The 15,336-nt window shown below is 69.2% G+C and carries 16 protein-coding genes; 4 read left to right on the top strand and 12 right to left on the bottom strand.

The features are described from left to right. Positions 1–13: 13 nt before the first annotated feature. Positions 14–1,276 (top strand): glycosyltransferase family 87 protein, encoded by a 1,263-nt coding sequence (locus HWX25_RS00085; protein WP_175906347.1) that lies wholly within the window; start codon positions 14–16, stop codon positions 1,274–1,276. On the opposite strand, the gene HWX25_RS00090 is transcribed toward HWX25_RS00085, so the two are convergent. The 12 genes from HWX25_RS00090 to HWX25_RS00145 form a co-directional block, all read right to left on the bottom strand. Then, positions 1,240–2,280, bottom strand: a complete 1,041-nt coding sequence (locus tag HWX25_RS00090) for a TadG family pilus assembly protein (RefSeq protein WP_175906349.1) — start codon at positions 2,278–2,280, stop codon at positions 1,240–1,242. The two genes, HWX25_RS00085 and HWX25_RS00090, sit on opposite strands and share 37 nt — an antisense overlap. Beyond that, the gene (locus tag HWX25_RS00095) at positions 2,273–2,701 is read right to left on the bottom strand and encodes a TadE family protein (protein ID WP_059818839.1); all 429 of its coding nucleotides are present in this window, start codon (positions 2,699–2,701) and stop codon (positions 2,273–2,275) included. The genes HWX25_RS00090 and HWX25_RS00095 overlap by 8 nt, the downstream gene beginning before the upstream one ends. Next, positions 2,698–3,555, bottom strand: coding sequence for a tetratricopeptide repeat protein (locus HWX25_RS00100; protein WP_175906351.1), 858 nt, complete (start codon positions 3,553–3,555; stop codon positions 2,698–2,700). The genes HWX25_RS00095 and HWX25_RS00100 overlap by 4 nt, the downstream gene beginning before the upstream one ends. Further along, a complete protein-coding gene (locus HWX25_RS00105) occupies positions 3,552–4,496 on the bottom strand; it encodes a type II secretion system F family protein (RefSeq protein WP_175906353.1) in 945 nt (314 codons plus the stop codon). The genes HWX25_RS00100 and HWX25_RS00105 overlap by 4 nt, the downstream gene beginning before the upstream one ends. After that, positions 4,493–5,470 (bottom strand): type II secretion system F family protein, encoded by a 978-nt coding sequence (locus tag HWX25_RS00110; RefSeq protein ID WP_175906362.1) that lies wholly within the window; start codon positions 5,468–5,470, stop codon positions 4,493–4,495. The genes HWX25_RS00105 and HWX25_RS00110 overlap by 4 nt, the downstream gene beginning before the upstream one ends. After that, entirely contained in the window at positions 5,467–6,897 is a 1,431-nt protein-coding gene (locus HWX25_RS00115; protein WP_175906365.1) for a CpaF family protein, read from the bottom strand. The genes HWX25_RS00110 and HWX25_RS00115 overlap by 4 nt, the downstream gene beginning before the upstream one ends. Continuing rightward, positions 6,894–8,117 carry an AAA family ATPase gene (locus HWX25_RS00120; RefSeq protein ID WP_175906367.1) on the bottom strand — a complete coding sequence of 408 codons (1,224 nt, stop codon included), beginning with the start codon at positions 8,115–8,117 and terminating at the stop codon, positions 6,894–6,896. The genes HWX25_RS00115 and HWX25_RS00120 overlap by 4 nt, the downstream gene beginning before the upstream one ends. A 22-nt stretch (positions 8,118–8,139) precedes the next feature. Beyond that, positions 8,140–8,523 carry a CpaD family pilus assembly lipoprotein gene (locus HWX25_RS00125; RefSeq protein WP_059524851.1) on the bottom strand — a complete coding sequence of 128 codons (384 nt, stop codon included), beginning with the start codon at positions 8,521–8,523 and terminating at the stop codon, positions 8,140–8,142. 12 nt (positions 8,524–8,535) lie between these two features. Beyond that, the gene (locus HWX25_RS00130; protein WP_059818834.1) at positions 8,536–9,918 is read right to left on the bottom strand and encodes a type II and III secretion system protein family protein; all 1,383 of its coding nucleotides are present in this window, start codon (positions 9,916–9,918) and stop codon (positions 8,536–8,538) included. 54 nt (positions 9,919–9,972) lie between these two features. After that, entirely contained in the window at positions 9,973–11,013 is a 1,041-nt protein-coding gene (cpaB, locus tag HWX25_RS00135; RefSeq protein ID WP_175906369.1) for a Flp pilus assembly protein CpaB, read from the bottom strand. A 20-nt stretch (positions 11,014–11,033) separates the two neighbouring features. Beyond that, the gene (locus HWX25_RS00140) at positions 11,034–11,513 is read right to left on the bottom strand and encodes a prepilin peptidase (protein WP_175906371.1); all 480 of its coding nucleotides are present in this window, start codon (positions 11,511–11,513) and stop codon (positions 11,034–11,036) included. 88 nt (positions 11,514–11,601) lie between these two features. Further along, positions 11,602–11,784: a Flp family type IVb pilin gene (locus tag HWX25_RS00145; RefSeq protein WP_044843866.1), complete on the bottom strand. Its 183-nt coding sequence runs from the start codon at positions 11,782–11,784 to the stop codon at positions 11,602–11,604. A 753-nt stretch (positions 11,785–12,537) separates the two neighbouring features. On the opposite strand from HWX25_RS00145, the gene HWX25_RS00150 reads away from it, so the two are divergent. From HWX25_RS00150 to HWX25_RS00160, 3 genes are read left to right on the top strand one after another with little or no spacing between them, the layout of a single operon-like run. Then, positions 12,538–13,620, top strand: coding sequence for an ABC transporter substrate-binding protein (locus HWX25_RS00150; protein ID WP_175906372.1), 1,083 nt, complete (start codon positions 12,538–12,540; stop codon positions 13,618–13,620). Between the two features lie 15 nt (positions 13,621–13,635). Then, positions 13,636–14,475, top strand: a complete 840-nt coding sequence (locus tag HWX25_RS00155) for an ABC transporter permease (RefSeq protein WP_175906375.1) — start codon at positions 13,636–13,638, stop codon at positions 14,473–14,475. A gap of 22 nt (positions 14,476–14,497) precedes the next feature. Then, entirely contained in the window at positions 14,498–15,322 is an 825-nt protein-coding gene (locus HWX25_RS00160; RefSeq protein ID WP_175906377.1) for an ABC transporter permease, read from the top strand. The last annotated feature ends 14 nt before the right edge of the window (positions 15,323–15,336 follow it).

The following is a 15,336-nucleotide window of genomic DNA, read 5'->3' on the forward strand; positions in this document are numbered from 1 at the left end:
CGGGCGGCCGCAATTGGACATTCCCCGGCAATCGCTGCGCTCGGCGGAGCGCCCGGTCGTCGCGTGGCTCACACCGCGACGCGTCATCCTGTACAGCATGCTGATGCTGGCGTTGTCCGCGCTGTTCGTCGCGATCTGGATATCCGTCGTGCGTCATGCGCACGGCAGCGTCCTATCGCGCGCCGGCGCCGACTTCTCGGTGTTCTGGTCCGCGTCGTACGTCATGCTGCACGGCTCGCCCTCGCAGGCATACGATTTCTCGGTATTCTCGCGGCTGACGGCCGAACTGTTCCCGAATCTTCGTCGCGACGCCTTCGCTCCGTGGCTGTACCCGCCCACGTATCTGCTGCTCGTGACGCCGCTGGCGCTGCTTCCCTTCGCGCTCGGTTATCCGCTGTTCGTCGCGTTCGGCGTGGCCGTGCTCGGCCTCGCCGCGTGGCGCGTGGCGCGTCTCGGCGTGATTCCCGGCGCATGGCGCGCCGGCATCGTTGCGCTGCCCGTCGCGCCGTGCGTGTTCGTCACCGGGGCGCTCGGGCAAAACGCGTTCCTGACCGCATCGTGCGCGGCGCTGGCCGTCTACTGGGCCGAGCGGCGGCCGATGTGGGCGGGCCTTTGCATCGGACTGCTGTCCGTCAAGCCGCAGATGGCGCTACTGTTCCCGTTCGTTCTGGTGGCGACACGCGCATGGCGCACGATCGCGTGGGCTGCGCTCGCCACCGGCACGTTCGTCGCGCTAAGCGTCCTGGTCTGCGGCATCGAGTCGTTGCGCCTGTTCGCCGCCGGCACGGACCTCGTACGCTCGATCGTCCTCGAACACGGCGTCGTGTTCTGGCTCGCGTCGCCGACGCCGTTCGCGGCGTTCCGGCTCTCGGGCGTGCCGCTCGGCGCCGCGTATGCGGCACATGCGGGTATTGCCGCGATCGCGATCGCGGCCGCCTGCATCGCCTGGATGCAGTCGCGCGATACCCGCGTGCGCGCCGCCGTGCTGACGGTCGCGACGCTCGTGGCCACCCCCTACCTGTGGCACTACGAACTCACATGGCTCGCCATCGCGATCGCCTGCATGCTGTCGATCGGCTGGCGCGACGGCTGGCTGCGCGGCGAACAGACCGCGATCGCGCTGATGTGGGCACTGCCGATCGTCGAATACCTGAACCCGTGGCTCCAGTGGCCGCAGATCGGCCCGGCCGTGACGCTCTTCGCGCTGCTCGTGCTGCTGCGCCGCGCGCGCCACGACGCTCACAGCGCGAGCCGCGGCGGCACGTATAAGCCGTAGTACGGCCCGACGCCCGTCGCGACGCCGGTCATCTTCACGCCGGCGACGAAGTGCCCCTGGATGTACTTGTACGTCCCGCCGAGCGACACGTCGATGTGGAACGCCGCGAACGCGACGATCGGCACGTAGGTGCTGCTCGCCGTCTGCGTGACGACCGGCAGCACGACCGTCGTGCCGACCGGCACCGACGTGTAGAGCGTGGCCTTCACGCCGGTCGCGAGATAGATGCTGTCGCCGATGTTGAGCGTCGTCGGGTTGCCGGTCACCATCAGGCCGCCCATCGTCGTCGTGTCGGTCGCGGTCGACTGGAACGACGTCCACTGGCCGCCCATGCACAGCGTGCCGTAGGTCTGGCCGTTCGTGATCGAGAATTCGTACGGCAGGCCGGTTAACGGATTGATCAGCGGCTGGTTGGTCGCCGCGTTCCAGTACTGGTTGTACACGCACTGGTCGATCGCGATCGGAAAGAGCCCGCCCGCCGCGACCCCGCCGGGCGCGGCGAGCACCGCGATCGCGGTCGCGCTGCCGGACGCGCCGGGGATGCCGAGCAGCCCGCCGAGCAGCAGCGGAATCGACCCGCCGTTCACGCCCGGCGCGCGCGACACGGTCACCTGCACCGCGGGCACATCGTACGAGCCGGGCGTGATGGTGGTCGGCTGCATCGACGCGGGGCTGCGCGTCACGTTCCAGTAGCCGGTCGTCACCGTGCCGGTCGCCAGCGGTGCGCCTGCCGCCGCGTTCCGCGCGATCACGCCGTTCGCCGCGGGCGCGGCCTGCGACCAGTTCAGCGCGCCGCCGGTCGGCGACATCATCGCGTCGGCCGCCGCGAGCGCAGCCGCGTCGGCGGCGTTCTGCAGCTGGTTGCGTACCGTGGCCACCCACGCGATGTCGATCGCCAGCGCGCCGAACGACAGCAGCGGAATCAGGAACATCAGGAAGAACAGCGCGACGGAACCGCGCTCGCGCACGGCGCCGATCCCTGGCGCGTCGGCGGCGTCACTCATAGAGCATCACCGAACTGGCCGAGATCGTCACCGGGCCGGTCAGCGCGCTGAATGCCGAACCCAGCACCAGCCCCGAATACGTGTAGGTCACCGTTACCGTCAGCGCGGTGCCCGACGTCGTGCCGTTCGCCTGCGTCACGGTCACGGTCGGCGTCGTCGCGGTGCCGCCGGTGATCAGGCTGTTCTGCGTGTAGCTCGATGCAACGCTGGCGATCTGCGTCGTGGTCAGCATCGGCACGCGCAGCATGACGCCGGCGCGCGCGGCTTCGCGGCTCGCGTTCGTGATGACGGCCTTGTCGCATAGCAGCAGGCTCGTGTCGATGATGCCGATCAGCACCATCAACAGGAACGGTAGCATCAGCACGAATTCGAGCGACACGACGCCGCGCGCGCGGCGCGCGCCCATCGCCCCGCGTGTCATTTTTCGGCCTCCGCGGCAGGCCGCACGGCGCGCGGCTCGAGCGCGGCGCCCGTCGACGGTCGTGCCGCGGCGGACGCCGGGCGCGACGCGAGCTGCGCGCGCACCGCCTGGTAGACGCGCAGATTGTCAGCCACCGCCGACGCGGGCAGATCCGCGGACAGCAGCTTCTTCGCCGAATCGGTGTTGCCGAGCACGCCATACGCGAACGCGAGATTCTGGCGCGCCTGCCACGGCGCGTCGGGCAGCCCGGCCACGTCGAGCAATACGTTCACGCCCTCGCGTGGCCGGTTGCCCAGCACGAGCGACAGCCCGAGGTCGACACGCAGCCCCTGCGCATCCGGATGCGCGCGCAGCGCATCCCGGTATACGGCCTGCGCGTCCTCGTGGCGGCCCTGCAGATCGAGCACCGTGCCGAGCCCTTCGGCCGCGAGCGGAAGGTTCGGCTGCGCGGCCAGCAGGTCGCGGTAGCGCCGTGCGGCCTCGTCGAGCCGACGCTGCCGCAACGCGACCCGCGCAAGCCCGATCTGCGGCCCGAGTTCGGCGGGCGCCTGCTGCCGCGCCTGCTCGTAGAGAATACGCGCGCGCTCCAGATCGCCCGCGCGGTAGTTGACGTCGCCGAGCCCCAGACGCGCCGGGAGCGAATCGGGATGCCGGGCAAGCACCTTCTCGTACAGCGTCGATGCGAGATCGACGTTGCCGCCGGCCAGCGCGCTGTCGGCAATGCGCAATTCGGCCTGCGGGTCGTCGCTCTTGTGCGACAACGCCGGCCGCGTCTGGATACCCGGCGCGCAGCCGCCGGCCAGCACCGGCAACACGGCCGCGAACGCGAGCGCACGGAGGACGGATCGTGTCATTTGAATACCTCGAGCAGGCGGATCGCCGCCGGGCCCGCCGCGATCAGGCCGACCGTCGGCAGGATGAACAGCATCATCGGCAGCGTGATCTTCGGCGCGAGCTTCGCGGCCTGTTCCTCGAGCGCGACGATCTGCTCGGTCCGCTCGCTGCGCGACAGCGTCCGCAGCGCCTGCGTGATCGGCGTGCCGAATCGCTGCGATTGCGTGAGCGTCGTGGCAAGCGAGCGTGCCGACGCGAAGTCGACGCGTATCGAAAAATGCGCAAGCGCTTCGGCCACGTTGCCGCTCAGCGTCAGCTCGTCCGCGCACACCTTCAGCTCGTCGGCGAGCGGCGGACAGATCCGCTCGAGTTCGCGCGCGACGCGCCGCACGCCCGATGCGAGGCTGTTGCCGGCCATCGTGCAGATCACGAGCAGGTCGAGCGCATCCGGAAAGCACGCGGAGATGATGCGTCGACGCCGCCGGATCATCGCGCCGAGCACGTATTCGGGCACGATCACGCCGATCACGAACGCGGCGACCATCGCCAGCGCCCGGATCACGAAGTATTCGCCGAAGCGCGGAATGTACGGGCTGAACACGATCGCGACGCCCGCGAACAGCACGCCGCAACTCAGCTTGATGCCGATCATCGACGACACCGCACGCCGCTCGCGAAAACCCGCGCGTGTGAGCTGCAGCCCGAGCTTCGCGCGCTGCATCGGGTCGAGCACGGGCAGCCGCTCGCCGAGCTGCGCGAGCCGCCGCGTCAGGTCCTGACGCACCTCGCCCGGCTGCAGCCGCCCCGACGCCAGCGACAGCGAGCGTTGCCCGGCCGCCTGCTGCACTCGCTCCGCGATCCGTCGGCGTGTACCGCCGCCGGGCGGCACGAGCGCCGCCGCGACGCACGCGAGCAACAACAACAGTTCGAGGCCGCGGGCGGCCAGCATCGACATCGTCATCGCGCGGTATCCAGTTTCGAGATCTTGCGGATCGTCAGTAATCCGATCGTCAGCAGCGCCGCGGCGATCGTCAGCATCACGCGTCCGGGATGCGTGTCGAACAGCAGCATCACGTACGCACGGTTCACGAGGAACAGCGCACCGATCATCACGAACGGCACCGCCGAAATGATCTTCGTCGTGATCCGCCCCTCGGCGGTCAACGCGCGCGTCTTCAGACGGATGTCGCGGCGCGTGCGAATGATGCTCGACAGCTCGTCGAGCGTCTCGCCGAGGCTGCCGCCCGTCTCGCGCTGCAGCAGCAGGTAGACGGTGAAGAACGAGAAGTCCGCGATCATCAGCCGGTCCGCCGCGAGCGTCAGCACGTCCTTCAGATCCGCGCCGACGCGCAGGCTGTCGCCCATCGTGCGAAAGGTCGAGCGCACCGGCTCCGCCGCGCTGTCGCCGACCGTGCTGATCGCCTGCGTGACCGGAATGCCCGCGCGCACCGCGCGCACGATCAGGTCGATCGCGTCCGGGAACGCTTCGAGAAAGCGCAGCCGGAACCGCTCGACCAGCGCGCGGTAACTGGCGCGCATCGCTACCAGCGGCAGCCCGACGTAGATCAGCGGATGAAGTACGCTCGGCAGCGCGACGAGCTCCACCACGGCGATCGCGGCGATCGCGCCGGCGAGCGTACCGGCGACGACGATCCGCATCCCGCGTTCGCCACCGACCGCCCGCACGCGCGTCACGTAACGCTGTAGCCACGCACGCGCGCGGCTTTGCCGGCGCGGCAGGTTGAACAGCGCGATGCCGGGCGCCGCGGCCGCACCGGCCTCCCGGCCCGCCAGCGATGGCGCAAGGTGCCGCATCCGCGCGCGAATGCGCTGCTCCGGCGTGTGGCGCGCACGATCGAGCAGCGCGGACAGCGCGAGGCCCACCGCGAGGATCACGACGAATGCGCCGAGCGCGAACAGGTCCGCGGCGCTCATTGCCGGAATACCTCGGAAAGCGCGTCCTCGACGCCGTAATACGCGGCGCGCGGTGCGAATGCGGGCCGCAGCGACGACGCCTCGAACACGCCCTTCACCACGTCCCGCGTCGTGTCGCCTTCCTGACGGAACGCGAAGAGATCCTGCGTGATCACCACCTCGCCCTCCATCCCGACGATCTCGGTGATGCGGGTCACGCGGCGCACGCCGTCGCGCATCCGCTCGACCTGCACGAAAAGGTGCACGGCGCTCGCGATCTGGCGCCGGATCGACAGCAGTTGCAGATTCGCGTTCGCCATCATGACCATGCTTTCGAGCCGGCTGATCGCGTCGCGCGGCGAGTTCGCGTGGATCGTCGTCATCGAGCCGTCGTGCCCCGTATTCATCGCCTGCAGCACGTCGAACGCCTCCGCGCCTCGGATTTCGCCGAGGATGATGCGGTCGGGCCGCATCCGCAGCGCATTGCGCACGAGGTCGCGCTGAGAAATCCCGCCGAGCCCTTCCGTATTCTCCGGCCGCGTCTCGAGACTCACGACGTGCGGTTGCAGCAGTTGCAGTTCGGCCGCGTCCTCGATCGTCACGATCCGTTCGTGCTCCTCGATATGTTGCGACATCGCGTTGAGCAGCGTCGTCTTGCCCGAACCGGTACCGCCCGAGATCACGATGTTCAGCCGGCATGCGCACGCGATCTTCAGCACCTGAAGCATCCCGTGCGAGATATTGCCCTGATGCGCCATGCGCGCGAGCGTGATGTCGCGCTTCGCGAACTTGCGGATGGAGATCGACGCGCCGCGCATCGCGATCGGCGGCAGGACCACGTTCACGCGGCTGCCGTCGGCGAGACGCGCGTCGACCATCGGGCTGCTTTCGTCGACGCGACGCCCGACCGCCGCCGCGATCCGCTGCGCGACGCTCGTCACGTGCGCGTTGTCGCGAAACTTCAGCGGCGTAAGTTCGAGCCGGCCCGCGCGCTCGACGTACACCTGATCGGGGCCGTTCACGAGAATGTCGGAGACGGTGTCGTCGGCGAGCAGCGGCTCGATCGGCCCGACGCCGAACATGTCGTTCAGGATCGCATCGACGATCAGCACCTGCTCGCCCGTCGTGATCTTCAGGCGTTCGCGCTCGACGGTGTGCGCGGCCACCTGCTCGATGCCCGCACGCACTTCGTCGCGCGTCTTCATCAGCGCCGCCGACATGTTCATCGACGAGAACACCGCGGTGCGAATCGCATCGAACTTGCCGGAGCGAATGAGCGCCTCCTGGGTATCGGCCGACGCCAGCGCGCGCGCGGACGCGGACGCGGGCGCCGGGCTCGCGGCCGGACCCGCGCCTGGGCCCGGCCCGGGCGCGCCGTCGGGCGGCGCGGCGGGCGCCCCTGCCGGCGCCGGGTCCGGCGTCGACTGCTTGCGGGTGCCGAACGTCACGATCCCTTCCTCCATTTGACGAAGCGCGCGTACCACGGCTCGGCGACGGCCATCGATTCGCCGGTGATGCCGTTCGCGAGCAGCCGGATCTCGTCCAGGAAGCCGTGACGTTTCGCGCGCTCGATCGGCTCGCCGAGGTTCTCGGCGACCGCGAGCGGCTGCGGCTCGTGCGGCAGCTCGCGCAGCCTCACGCCGCCGAATGCGTCCTCGAAGTCGGTCTGCGCGACGCGCCCCTTGACCGGTTCGAGCGGGTTGTTCAGCATCATCGACAGCAGCCGCTCGCCGGGCAGCTCCTTCACGAAGCGCGCAAGCCGCGCGGCTTCGTACGCGGCGTGCACCGAACGGTCGGCGACGATATAGACGAGATCGGACACCGCCAGCGCGTCCTCGAACAGCTTGCCGGCGCGGGTGCCGACGTCGAACAGCACGTAGTGGAAGCGGTCCTTGAGCATGTCGACGAGCAACGCGACCGCATCGTCGCGCAGCGGCGCGTCCTCGCCATACGCCAGTTCGGCCGACAGCACGTGCAAGCGGTCGCCCTTCGTGACGAACATGCGGTCGAACAACGCGTCGTCGGGGCGCTGCTCCATGTTCAGCAATTCGATCAGCCCGTTGTTGCTCGACAGCCCGAACATCGAGTTCGCGCCGCCGCCATGCAGGTTGAGGTCGACGTACGCGACGCGGCGGCGCTTCTCGCCCGCCAGGCAGCGCGCGAGACTCACCGCGATCGTGGTCGTGCCCACCCCGCCGCGCGCGCCGACGAAAGCGACGATCTTGCCGGTGCGCGCCTGCACGACCGATTCCGTCGCGGTCAGCGCGCGCCGCATCAACTCGACGGTCAGCGGCTTCACGATGTAGTCCTGCACGCCGATGCCGAGCAGGTTGCGGAACAGCCCGACGTCGTTCTGCGTGCCGATCGCAATGACCCTCACCGACGGATCGCACACGTCGGCGAGCCGCATCAGGTCCGATACCGGCAGCACCGAATTCGATACGTCGACGATCAGCTGGCGCGGCGAGCGTTCATGCTGCTGCAACAGCCGGATCGCGTCGTCGCAATTGCCCGGCTGCACATGAGCGCGCGTGATCGACAGATCCTGCGCGACGCGCCGGATCACGTCCTCGCTGCCGGCATCGGACACGACCGCGACGAGGTCCGCCGCTCCGGCTGCGGCGGCGTGCTTGGCATTCTGGCGGTCGAGGACGTTCATGGGCGGCATCGCGCTTCGCATCGGGAGTGGGTCAATGGCCGGGCGAGCCGGTCGTCGTCAACGTCTTGCCGGGCGCGGGCTGCTTCACGCGATCCTCGACGTAGCGGCGCACGGCGTCGGCCGCGACTTGCGCGTCCGCGCCGCCATACGGCACGGGCGCGACGAGATCCTCCGGGCGCGCGAGCATCGTCGCGAGATTCGTGTAGGTCGCGCAGCCGAACGGCACGCCGGGCCGCCCGAACCCGGCATCGACGAGATGCGACGGCTGCATCAGCTTCGCGCAGTCGGGCGGCACCGCGTGCACGCCGTCGAAGCCGATCGCGCGCGCATCGGGCAGGTTGATCGGCGGCGGCGCCGACAGGCAGCCCGCCAGCGCCGGCGGCAACAGGACGGAGACGATGGTTCGAATTCGCATGCGGTCCTCCGGTCAGTACACGAAGCCCGCGGCGCCGACGAGGCGCGGCGTGTCGCCCGACAGCATGTCGATCCCGAGATTGCGCTGGATCGCGAACTCGAGATCGCTACTCGGCCGCGCGACGGTGTCGAGCGCCTGCTCGAGCTGGCCGGGGCCGGTCGGCTGCACGATGTACGGCGTCACGATCACGACAACCTCGGTCTTGTTGTCCTGAAAGTTCTTCGACGAAAACAGCCGGCCGATGATCGGTAGCCGGCCGAGCCCCGGGATCTGCGACACGGTATCGGCCGTCTGGCTCTGCAGCAGGCCGCCGATCGCGAAGCTCTGCCCGCTCGACAGCTCGACCGTCGTCTCGACGCGCCGCACGGAGAGTCCCGGCACCGTGACGCCGCCGGTCGTCACGCTGTTGCTCGAGTCGACCTCGCTCACCTCCGGCCGCACCTTCAGGCTGATCCGGTTGTCGGCGAGCACGGTCGGCGTGAAGTCGAGCGACACGCCGAACGGCTTGAACTCGACCGTGATCGCGCCGGTCGTGGTGCCGGCCTGCGCGACCGGAATCGGAATTTCGCCGCCGGCGAGGAAGCTCGCGGTCTGCCCGGACATCGCGGTGAGATTCGGCTCCGCGAGCATCGTGATCAGGCCTTCCTGGTCGAGCGCATCGAGCACGACGTCGATCGACCAGCGCCCCGCGTGGAAACCGCCGAGTATCGAATACGCGCCGGTCGGCGACAGGTTGAACAGCTTGGTCGTCGGATCGATCAGCGTACGTCCGTTGAACAACCCGCCGACGAAGTTGCCGGCCGCGCCGAGCGAGCTCCAGTTGATGCCAAGCTGCTGCGTGACGTTGCGGCTCACCTCGGTCACGCGCACGCGCAGGTTCACCTGGATCGGGCGCGACAGCGTGAGCCGGTTGACGATCTTTTCCTTGTCGTTGAGATACGGTGTGAGCGACTGCATCACGGCGTCCGCGTCGGCTGCGCTCGGCACCTTGCCCGACACCATCAGCGAGCCCGGCGCGCCGGACACCGACAGCTTCAATTGCGGAAAGCGGCTGTCGAGCACCGCCTGCAGCGACACGGTATCGACCTGCACGATCACCGTCCGGCGCAGGATCGGCCGATGGTTCGCGCCGAGCGCGATCAGCGTAGTCGTGCCGGCCTTCTTCCCGAACACGAACACGGTGCGCGGCGACGGCACCTGGATGTCCGCGATGCTCGGGTCCGCGACGAACATCGCGGTCGCGGGTTCGGACAGCGATAGCATCTCGCCCTTGCCGGTCGCGATCGACAACGCCGCGCCGGCGTCCGCCGCCTGCGCGCGCGGCGCGAGCACGACGCCCGGCGCGACGATGCAGGCCAGGCACCAGAAAGCGATCCAACGAACCATGCGCACCATGCGTCTTCCCGTCAAATGCCGGCCGCCGGGCGGCCGGCCCGAATCGTCATGCCGTCACTGCGGCACGGCCGCGCGCGGCGCTTGCGCCGTCGCGTCCGCGGCAGCATTCCCGCCCGCGGGCGCAGCCGGCGCAACCGGCATGCCTGGCGTGCCTGACATAGCCGGCCACCCGGACGGCAGCGGCGGCAAGCCCGGCGTGCCGATGCCGCCGCCGCGCGACCCGTCGTCGACCGACGAGCCGCGATAGATCACGACCGTGTTGCCCTGCACCGTCGGCCGCGTGCCGCCGTCCGTTCTCCCGGACGGCGCCCGCGCCGCGTCACGGGCCGCGCGCGACACGTCGCCGGCCCACACCGGCGGCGTATCGGGCTCCTGTTCGTCGCCGCCCGCCGCCTGGCGGCGATCGCTCGTCGCGAAGCTGCGCAACGCCAGCGACAGCGAGCCGAGGCGCGTCGCGACCAGCACGACCTGAGCGGTGCGCGGCGCGACCTCGAGCGTGACCGTGCGCGCGCGGACCGGCGCGTCCGGTGCGCTCGCGGGTGTCTTCGCACGCTGGAATTCCGAGCCGACCGCGAGCACGCGCGCGCGCCGCACGACAGTCTCCGCTTCGAACGTGCCGGGCGTCGTCGCGGACCCGCCGATCTCCTGCGTGAGCACCACGTCGACGAAGTCGCCCGGCTGGATCAGCCCCGCGTTGCCCGACACGTCGTCGACCGGCACCGAGATCGCGCGCATGCCGGGCTGCAGCGCGGCCGCGAGAAAATCCGGCGCGCCGGCCGCAATCACGTTGTCCGCACGGATCGGCGCACCGGCGTCGACACGGTTGCGCAGCAGCGCGCCCTTCAGGTCCGCGCCCGGTTGCGACTCGACGAACGCACCGGCCGGCACCTGCGTGCGCGGCATGCGCTTCCACGCGAGATCGTTATCGCGCAGCAGCAGCCCTTCGGGCAGGTCCGCCGCCGCGACGCGCACACTCACCTCGGCCGCTTCGCCGGGCGCGGAAGGCGTCGACGCGGAGACATACAGCTGACGCAGGATGAACGCGCCGATCGCGGCAGCGATGATCAGCACGGCCATTCTCAGGGGTTTGGGCATGGCGGCGTGCGTCCCCCGGTCTAGGTAAGCGAAACCGCGTGAGGAAACGGCGCCCAGACGGCCAGCATGCCGCCGAGCGCGAGCGCGATGCCGTACGGCACGCCGCGCGGCGCGATCGCACGTGCCGGCGCGGTGTGACGCCGCCATGCAACGGCCGCGAGCGCGGCGACGCCATACAGGGCGCCGCTCGCGGCGACGAGCGTCAGCACCGGGAACGCGAGCGTCGGGCCGGCCCACAGGAACACCGCCGCCGCCAGCTTCACGTCGCCGCCGCCCATCCAGCCCGCGTGACGCAAGCCGGCGAACAGCAGCAGCATCGCCGCGGCGGTCGCCACGTGACCGGCGAGTTGCGCGAGCCCGTCGCGCGCGAGTGCCGCCGCGATCAAATACAGCATCGCGAACGCCAGCACGGCGCGATTGGACAAGCGCCGCTCGCGCAGGTCCTGCGTCGCGAGCGACACCAGCACGAGCGTCGCCGCCGACTGTACGAGAAAGAGCATCGGAGAGCCGTCCGTCGGCGCGCCCCGGCTGGATACGTCGTACCGCTGCGGATCCGTGTGTCCGCCGACGGCGCGCGGGTTCAGGAGATCAGATCAACGCCGTGACCTTGTTGATCAGTGCGGTGAACACGGCCGGCAAGCCGCCGGACGTGCTGCTGAGAATCACCCCGACCGCCGCCAGCGCGACCACGACGATACCGGCCAGAACCGCATATTCGAGCGAGCTGACACCACGTTCATCGCGCAGCAAGGTCTTGACGTATTGCAGCATGACAACCTCCGTGTGGCGGGGTCGGTGATCGACCGTTGAATGTAATGACGCGGTGTTGCACGGGGTGGTGCGCACGGCGTTCGCCCATTCGTGACTCATGCGGCGGCCCCGGCATCGGACCGTGCGCATTCCCCGGAATCCATTCGATCGCTGCAACGCGTGGTGTGCGGCGGCGGCATTGGCCGCTACATTCGCGCGTTTGTGGCGAGCCGCATTGACACGATGCGGAACACGCCGATTCGTCTAGGGTATATACAATTTTTTGGGCGAATTCAAATAATTTGGCGTCGGAATGCATTTATGAGCGGAGCGCTTCAGCGATGAAATACGCGCACGTCATTTACCGCTTTTCCATCGTGGCGCGGCAGGCCGGTCATGGCTCGGAGTAAGAATGTTAATGCCCGGCCGCATCATTGCCGCCGGCGTTCACTTCGATGGTTTTTTATTCAGTTTTTCGATATGCCGCGCGCTTCGCATTGACGAATTCAGAACAAACTCCCGCGTGCGTTGCCCGGCAATCCTTTCGTGCATTCCAGCGCGATCCGGAAAATATTGCACGCGCCGATCGGCTGCGGGATCGGTGCTCGGCGTTGGCGCGATTCGACATTTCCAAGTGGCGCCACGCGTGATTTGCCAACCGGAAACGCGGCGATAAGCATAGTTCAAATCGTTGCTTGTCCCGCGCCGGCGGCGTCCTCCAGAATGGTTCGACATCCTCCGGCCCGATTTCCACTCCTCGCCATCCGACGCGCCATGATCGACCGATTCCCGTCCCCCCTGCGCCTGCTGCGATCGTTGCTGATCGCGTCCCTCGTCGCGTTCCCCGCTGTCGCCGCGCACGCCGACAAGCCCGCCACCATCCGCATCGGCGTCGCCCAGCAGGGCGCCGGCGATCCGCAGACCTTCGGCGGGTCGAGCGCGGCCACCGCGCAATTGCAGCAACTGGTCGAAAAGGAGTTCGCGACCGACGGCATCAAGGTGCAGTGGCTGTTCTTCAAGGGCGCCGGCCCGGCCGTCAACGAGGCGATCGCCAACAAGGCGCTCGACTTTGCCTACCAGGGCGACCTGCCGGCGGTGCTCGCACGCTCGAACGGAATCAGGACGCGCCTGCTGCTCGCCGCGAGCGTGCGCTCGGGCGTGAAGATCGCGGTGCCGCCGGACTCCGCGATCCGCTCGATCGCCGACCTGAAGGACCGCCGCGTATCGATCTTCCGGGGCACGAACCTGCAGCTCGTCGCCGACAATGCACTCGCGAAGAACGGCCTCGGCGAACGCGACCTGCGCGTGATCAACCTCGATTCGGCGAGTTCGCTTGCCGCGCTCGCGTCGAAGGGTATCGATGCATCGGTCGGCGACTATCAGTTGTACAAACTGCGCGACGCGGGGCTTGCGAAGATCATCTACGAATCGCAGAACGACGGCCCGCAGTTCACGCGCCAGACCCACCTGCTCGTGCTCGACGACTTCGAGCGCGCGCATCCGGACATCGTGCAGCGTGTCGTCGACGCGCTGGTCAAGGGCGCGCAATGGTCGTCCGATGAAGCGAACCGCGACGCGTTGTTCAAGCTCTGGGCGAAAAGCGGCGTGCCGTATGCGTCGTGGCAGGCCGACTTTGCGAACCAGCGCCTGAAGGACCGCCTGTCGCCGCTGATCGATCCATTCCTCGTCGCGCGCTACAAGGCCGTCGCGCAGGACGCGCTGAAGCTGAAACTGATCCGCCAGCCGGTCGACGTCGACGGCTGGTTCGAACCGAAGTATCTCGACAACGCGTTGCGCGCGCAGCACCTCGAGCACTACTGGCCGCGCTACGACGCGTCCGGCAAGCCCCTCTCCTGACCCGGACCGGCCCCGATGAGCGACACCGCGATCCCGATTCCGTCGTCCGACCCGCCTGCGCTCGCGGCGCAGTCCCGCGCGGCGGCCGTGAAGCGCGTGGCGTGGCGGCTCGCGCCGTGGGCGCTGCCCGCACTGCTGTTCGCGCTGTGGAGCGTCGGCAGCGCGCGCGGCTGGATCGCGCCGCAGATCCTGCCGCCGCCCGAACAGGTCGCCGACTCGCTCGCGGAACTCGCCGCCAGCGGCGATCTCGCGCGCCATACGCTGATCAGCCTGCAGCGCGTGCTGGTCGGCTTCGCGGCCGGCACGCTGCTCGGTTTCGCGACCGGTGCGGCACTCGGCCTGTCGCGCGCGCTGGAAGCCTACGTGCTGCCCGGCTTCAACGCGCTCGTGCAGATTCCCGTGCTCGGCTGGCTGCCGTTCCTGCTGCTGCTCGTCGGCGTCGGCGAGCCGCTGAAGTACCTGCTGATCGCGCATGCGGCACTCGTCCCCGTGACGATGAGCACGCTGCAGGGTTTCCGCCAGACGCCGCCTGTGCTCGATGAAGTCGCGCGCGTGTTCGGCTATACGCGCCGCCAGCGCATCGCCCACGTCGTGCTGCCCGCCGCGATCCCGACGCTCGCGACCGGTGTACGACTCGCCTTCACGAAATCCTGGCTCGCGCTCGTCGTCGTCGAACTCGTCGCATCGTCCGAAGGGCTCGGCTACCTGATCGTGTACGGGCGCCAGCTGTTCCAGCTCGACCTCGTGATGGCGGCGGTGATTGTCGTCGGCGCGGTCGGCCTCGCAATCAACCGGCTGCTCGACGCGCTCGAAGCACGGCTGCGCCGTGGCGTGCCGTCCGCGTTCCGCGGCTGAACCCGATCCAAGGATGCCGCTCATGCCGCCTGCCGCCACGTCGATACCCGACGCCTCGTCGCCCGCCGTCTCGACCGCCCGGCGCTTTCCCGTGCCCGACTGGCGCGGTTTCGTCCTGCCACTCGGCGCGTTCGCGCTCTGGTGGGCCGTCTCGTCCGCGCATCTCGTCAAAAGCGGGCTGCTGGTCGGCCCCACCGACGTGCTGCACACGGCGTGGGCCCAGACGACCAGCGGTGCGCTGGCGCGCGCGCTGTCGGCTTCGCTCGCGCGCGAAGCGTGCGGCTTCGCGATCGGCGCGACCGGCGGCCTGCTGCTCGGCGCCGCGCTCGGCCTGTCGCGCATCGCTGCGCGGGTGGTCGGCCCGAGCTTCGACACGTTCAAGCAGATCTCGCTGTTCGCGTGGATTCCGCTGATTTCCGTCTGGTTCGGCCTCGGCGACGCCGCCAAGGTCGTGTTCCTGTCACTCGCCGCGCTTCTGCCGGTCGCCACGCATACGTGCGACGGCATTCATGCAGTGCCGCGCGCGTATGTCGACGTGGCCCGCGCGCTGCGCTATTCGCGGCTTCAGCTGGTGCGTTACGTGCTCCTGCCCGCCGCGCTGCCATCGATCTTCACCGGGCTGTATCTCGGCCTCATCTACTCGTGGCTCGCGACGCTCGGCGCCGAGTACCTGCTCGTCGCGGGCAGCGGGATCGGCAACACGCTGATCGACGGCAGCGAGCAGTTCCGGATGGACCTCGTGCTGTTCGGAATCATCGTCGTCGGCGTGACCGGCTGGGCGCTGAACGCGATCGCGCGTGCGGTCGAACGCAAGGTGCTGGCCCGGCGCGGCGAGCTGCGCCGCTGATCGCCCTCCTTCTT

Origin of the sequence: Burkholderia sp. BCC1640, from assembly GCF_902833125.1 — a bacterium.
Lineage (GTDB): Bacteria > Pseudomonadota > Gammaproteobacteria > Burkholderiales > Burkholderiaceae > Burkholderia > Burkholderia diffusa.

Coding starts and splice junctions, on each gene's coding strand:
- HWX25_RS00105 (WP_175906353.1), bottom strand. CDS start 4,496: ATGACGATGTCGATGCTGGCCGCCCGCGGCCTCGAACTGTTGTTGTTG.
- HWX25_RS00150 (WP_175906372.1), top strand. CDS start 12,538: ATGATCGACCGATTCCCGTCCCCCCTGCGCCTGCTGCGATCGTTGCTG.
- HWX25_RS00130 (WP_059818834.1), bottom strand. CDS start 9,918: ATGGTGCGCATGGTTCGTTGGATCGCTTTCTGGTGCCTGGCCTGCATC.
- HWX25_RS00160 (WP_175906377.1), top strand. CDS start 14,498: ATGCCGCCTGCCGCCACGTCGATACCCGACGCCTCGTCGCCCGCCGTC.
- HWX25_RS00140 (WP_175906371.1), bottom strand. CDS start 11,513: ATGCTCTTTCTCGTACAGTCGGCGGCGACGCTCGTGCTGGTGTCGCTC.
- HWX25_RS00095 (WP_059818839.1), bottom strand. CDS start 2,701: ATGACACGCGGGGCGATGGGCGCGCGCCGCGCGCGCGGCGTCGTGTCG.
- HWX25_RS00155 (WP_175906375.1), top strand. CDS start 13,636: ATGAGCGACACCGCGATCCCGATTCCGTCGTCCGACCCGCCTGCGCTC.
- cpaB (WP_175906369.1), bottom strand. CDS start 11,013: ATGCCCAAACCCCTGAGAATGGCCGTGCTGATCATCGCTGCCGCGATC.
- HWX25_RS00100 (WP_175906351.1), bottom strand. CDS start 3,555: ATGACACGATCCGTCCTCCGTGCGCTCGCGTTCGCGGCCGTGTTGCCG.
- HWX25_RS00120 (WP_175906367.1), bottom strand. CDS start 8,117: ATGCCGCCCATGAACGTCCTCGACCGCCAGAATGCCAAGCACGCCGCC.
- HWX25_RS00125 (WP_059524851.1), bottom strand. CDS start 8,523: ATGCGAATTCGAACCATCGTCTCCGTCCTGTTGCCGCCGGCGCTGGCG.
- HWX25_RS00090 (WP_175906349.1), bottom strand. CDS start 2,280: ATGAGTGACGCCGCCGACGCGCCAGGGATCGGCGCCGTGCGCGAGCGC.
- HWX25_RS00110 (WP_175906362.1), bottom strand. CDS start 5,470: ATGAGCGCCGCGGACCTGTTCGCGCTCGGCGCATTCGTCGTGATCCTC.
- HWX25_RS00145 (WP_044843866.1), bottom strand. CDS start 11,784: ATGCTGCAATACGTCAAGACCTTGCTGCGCGATGAACGTGGTGTCAGC.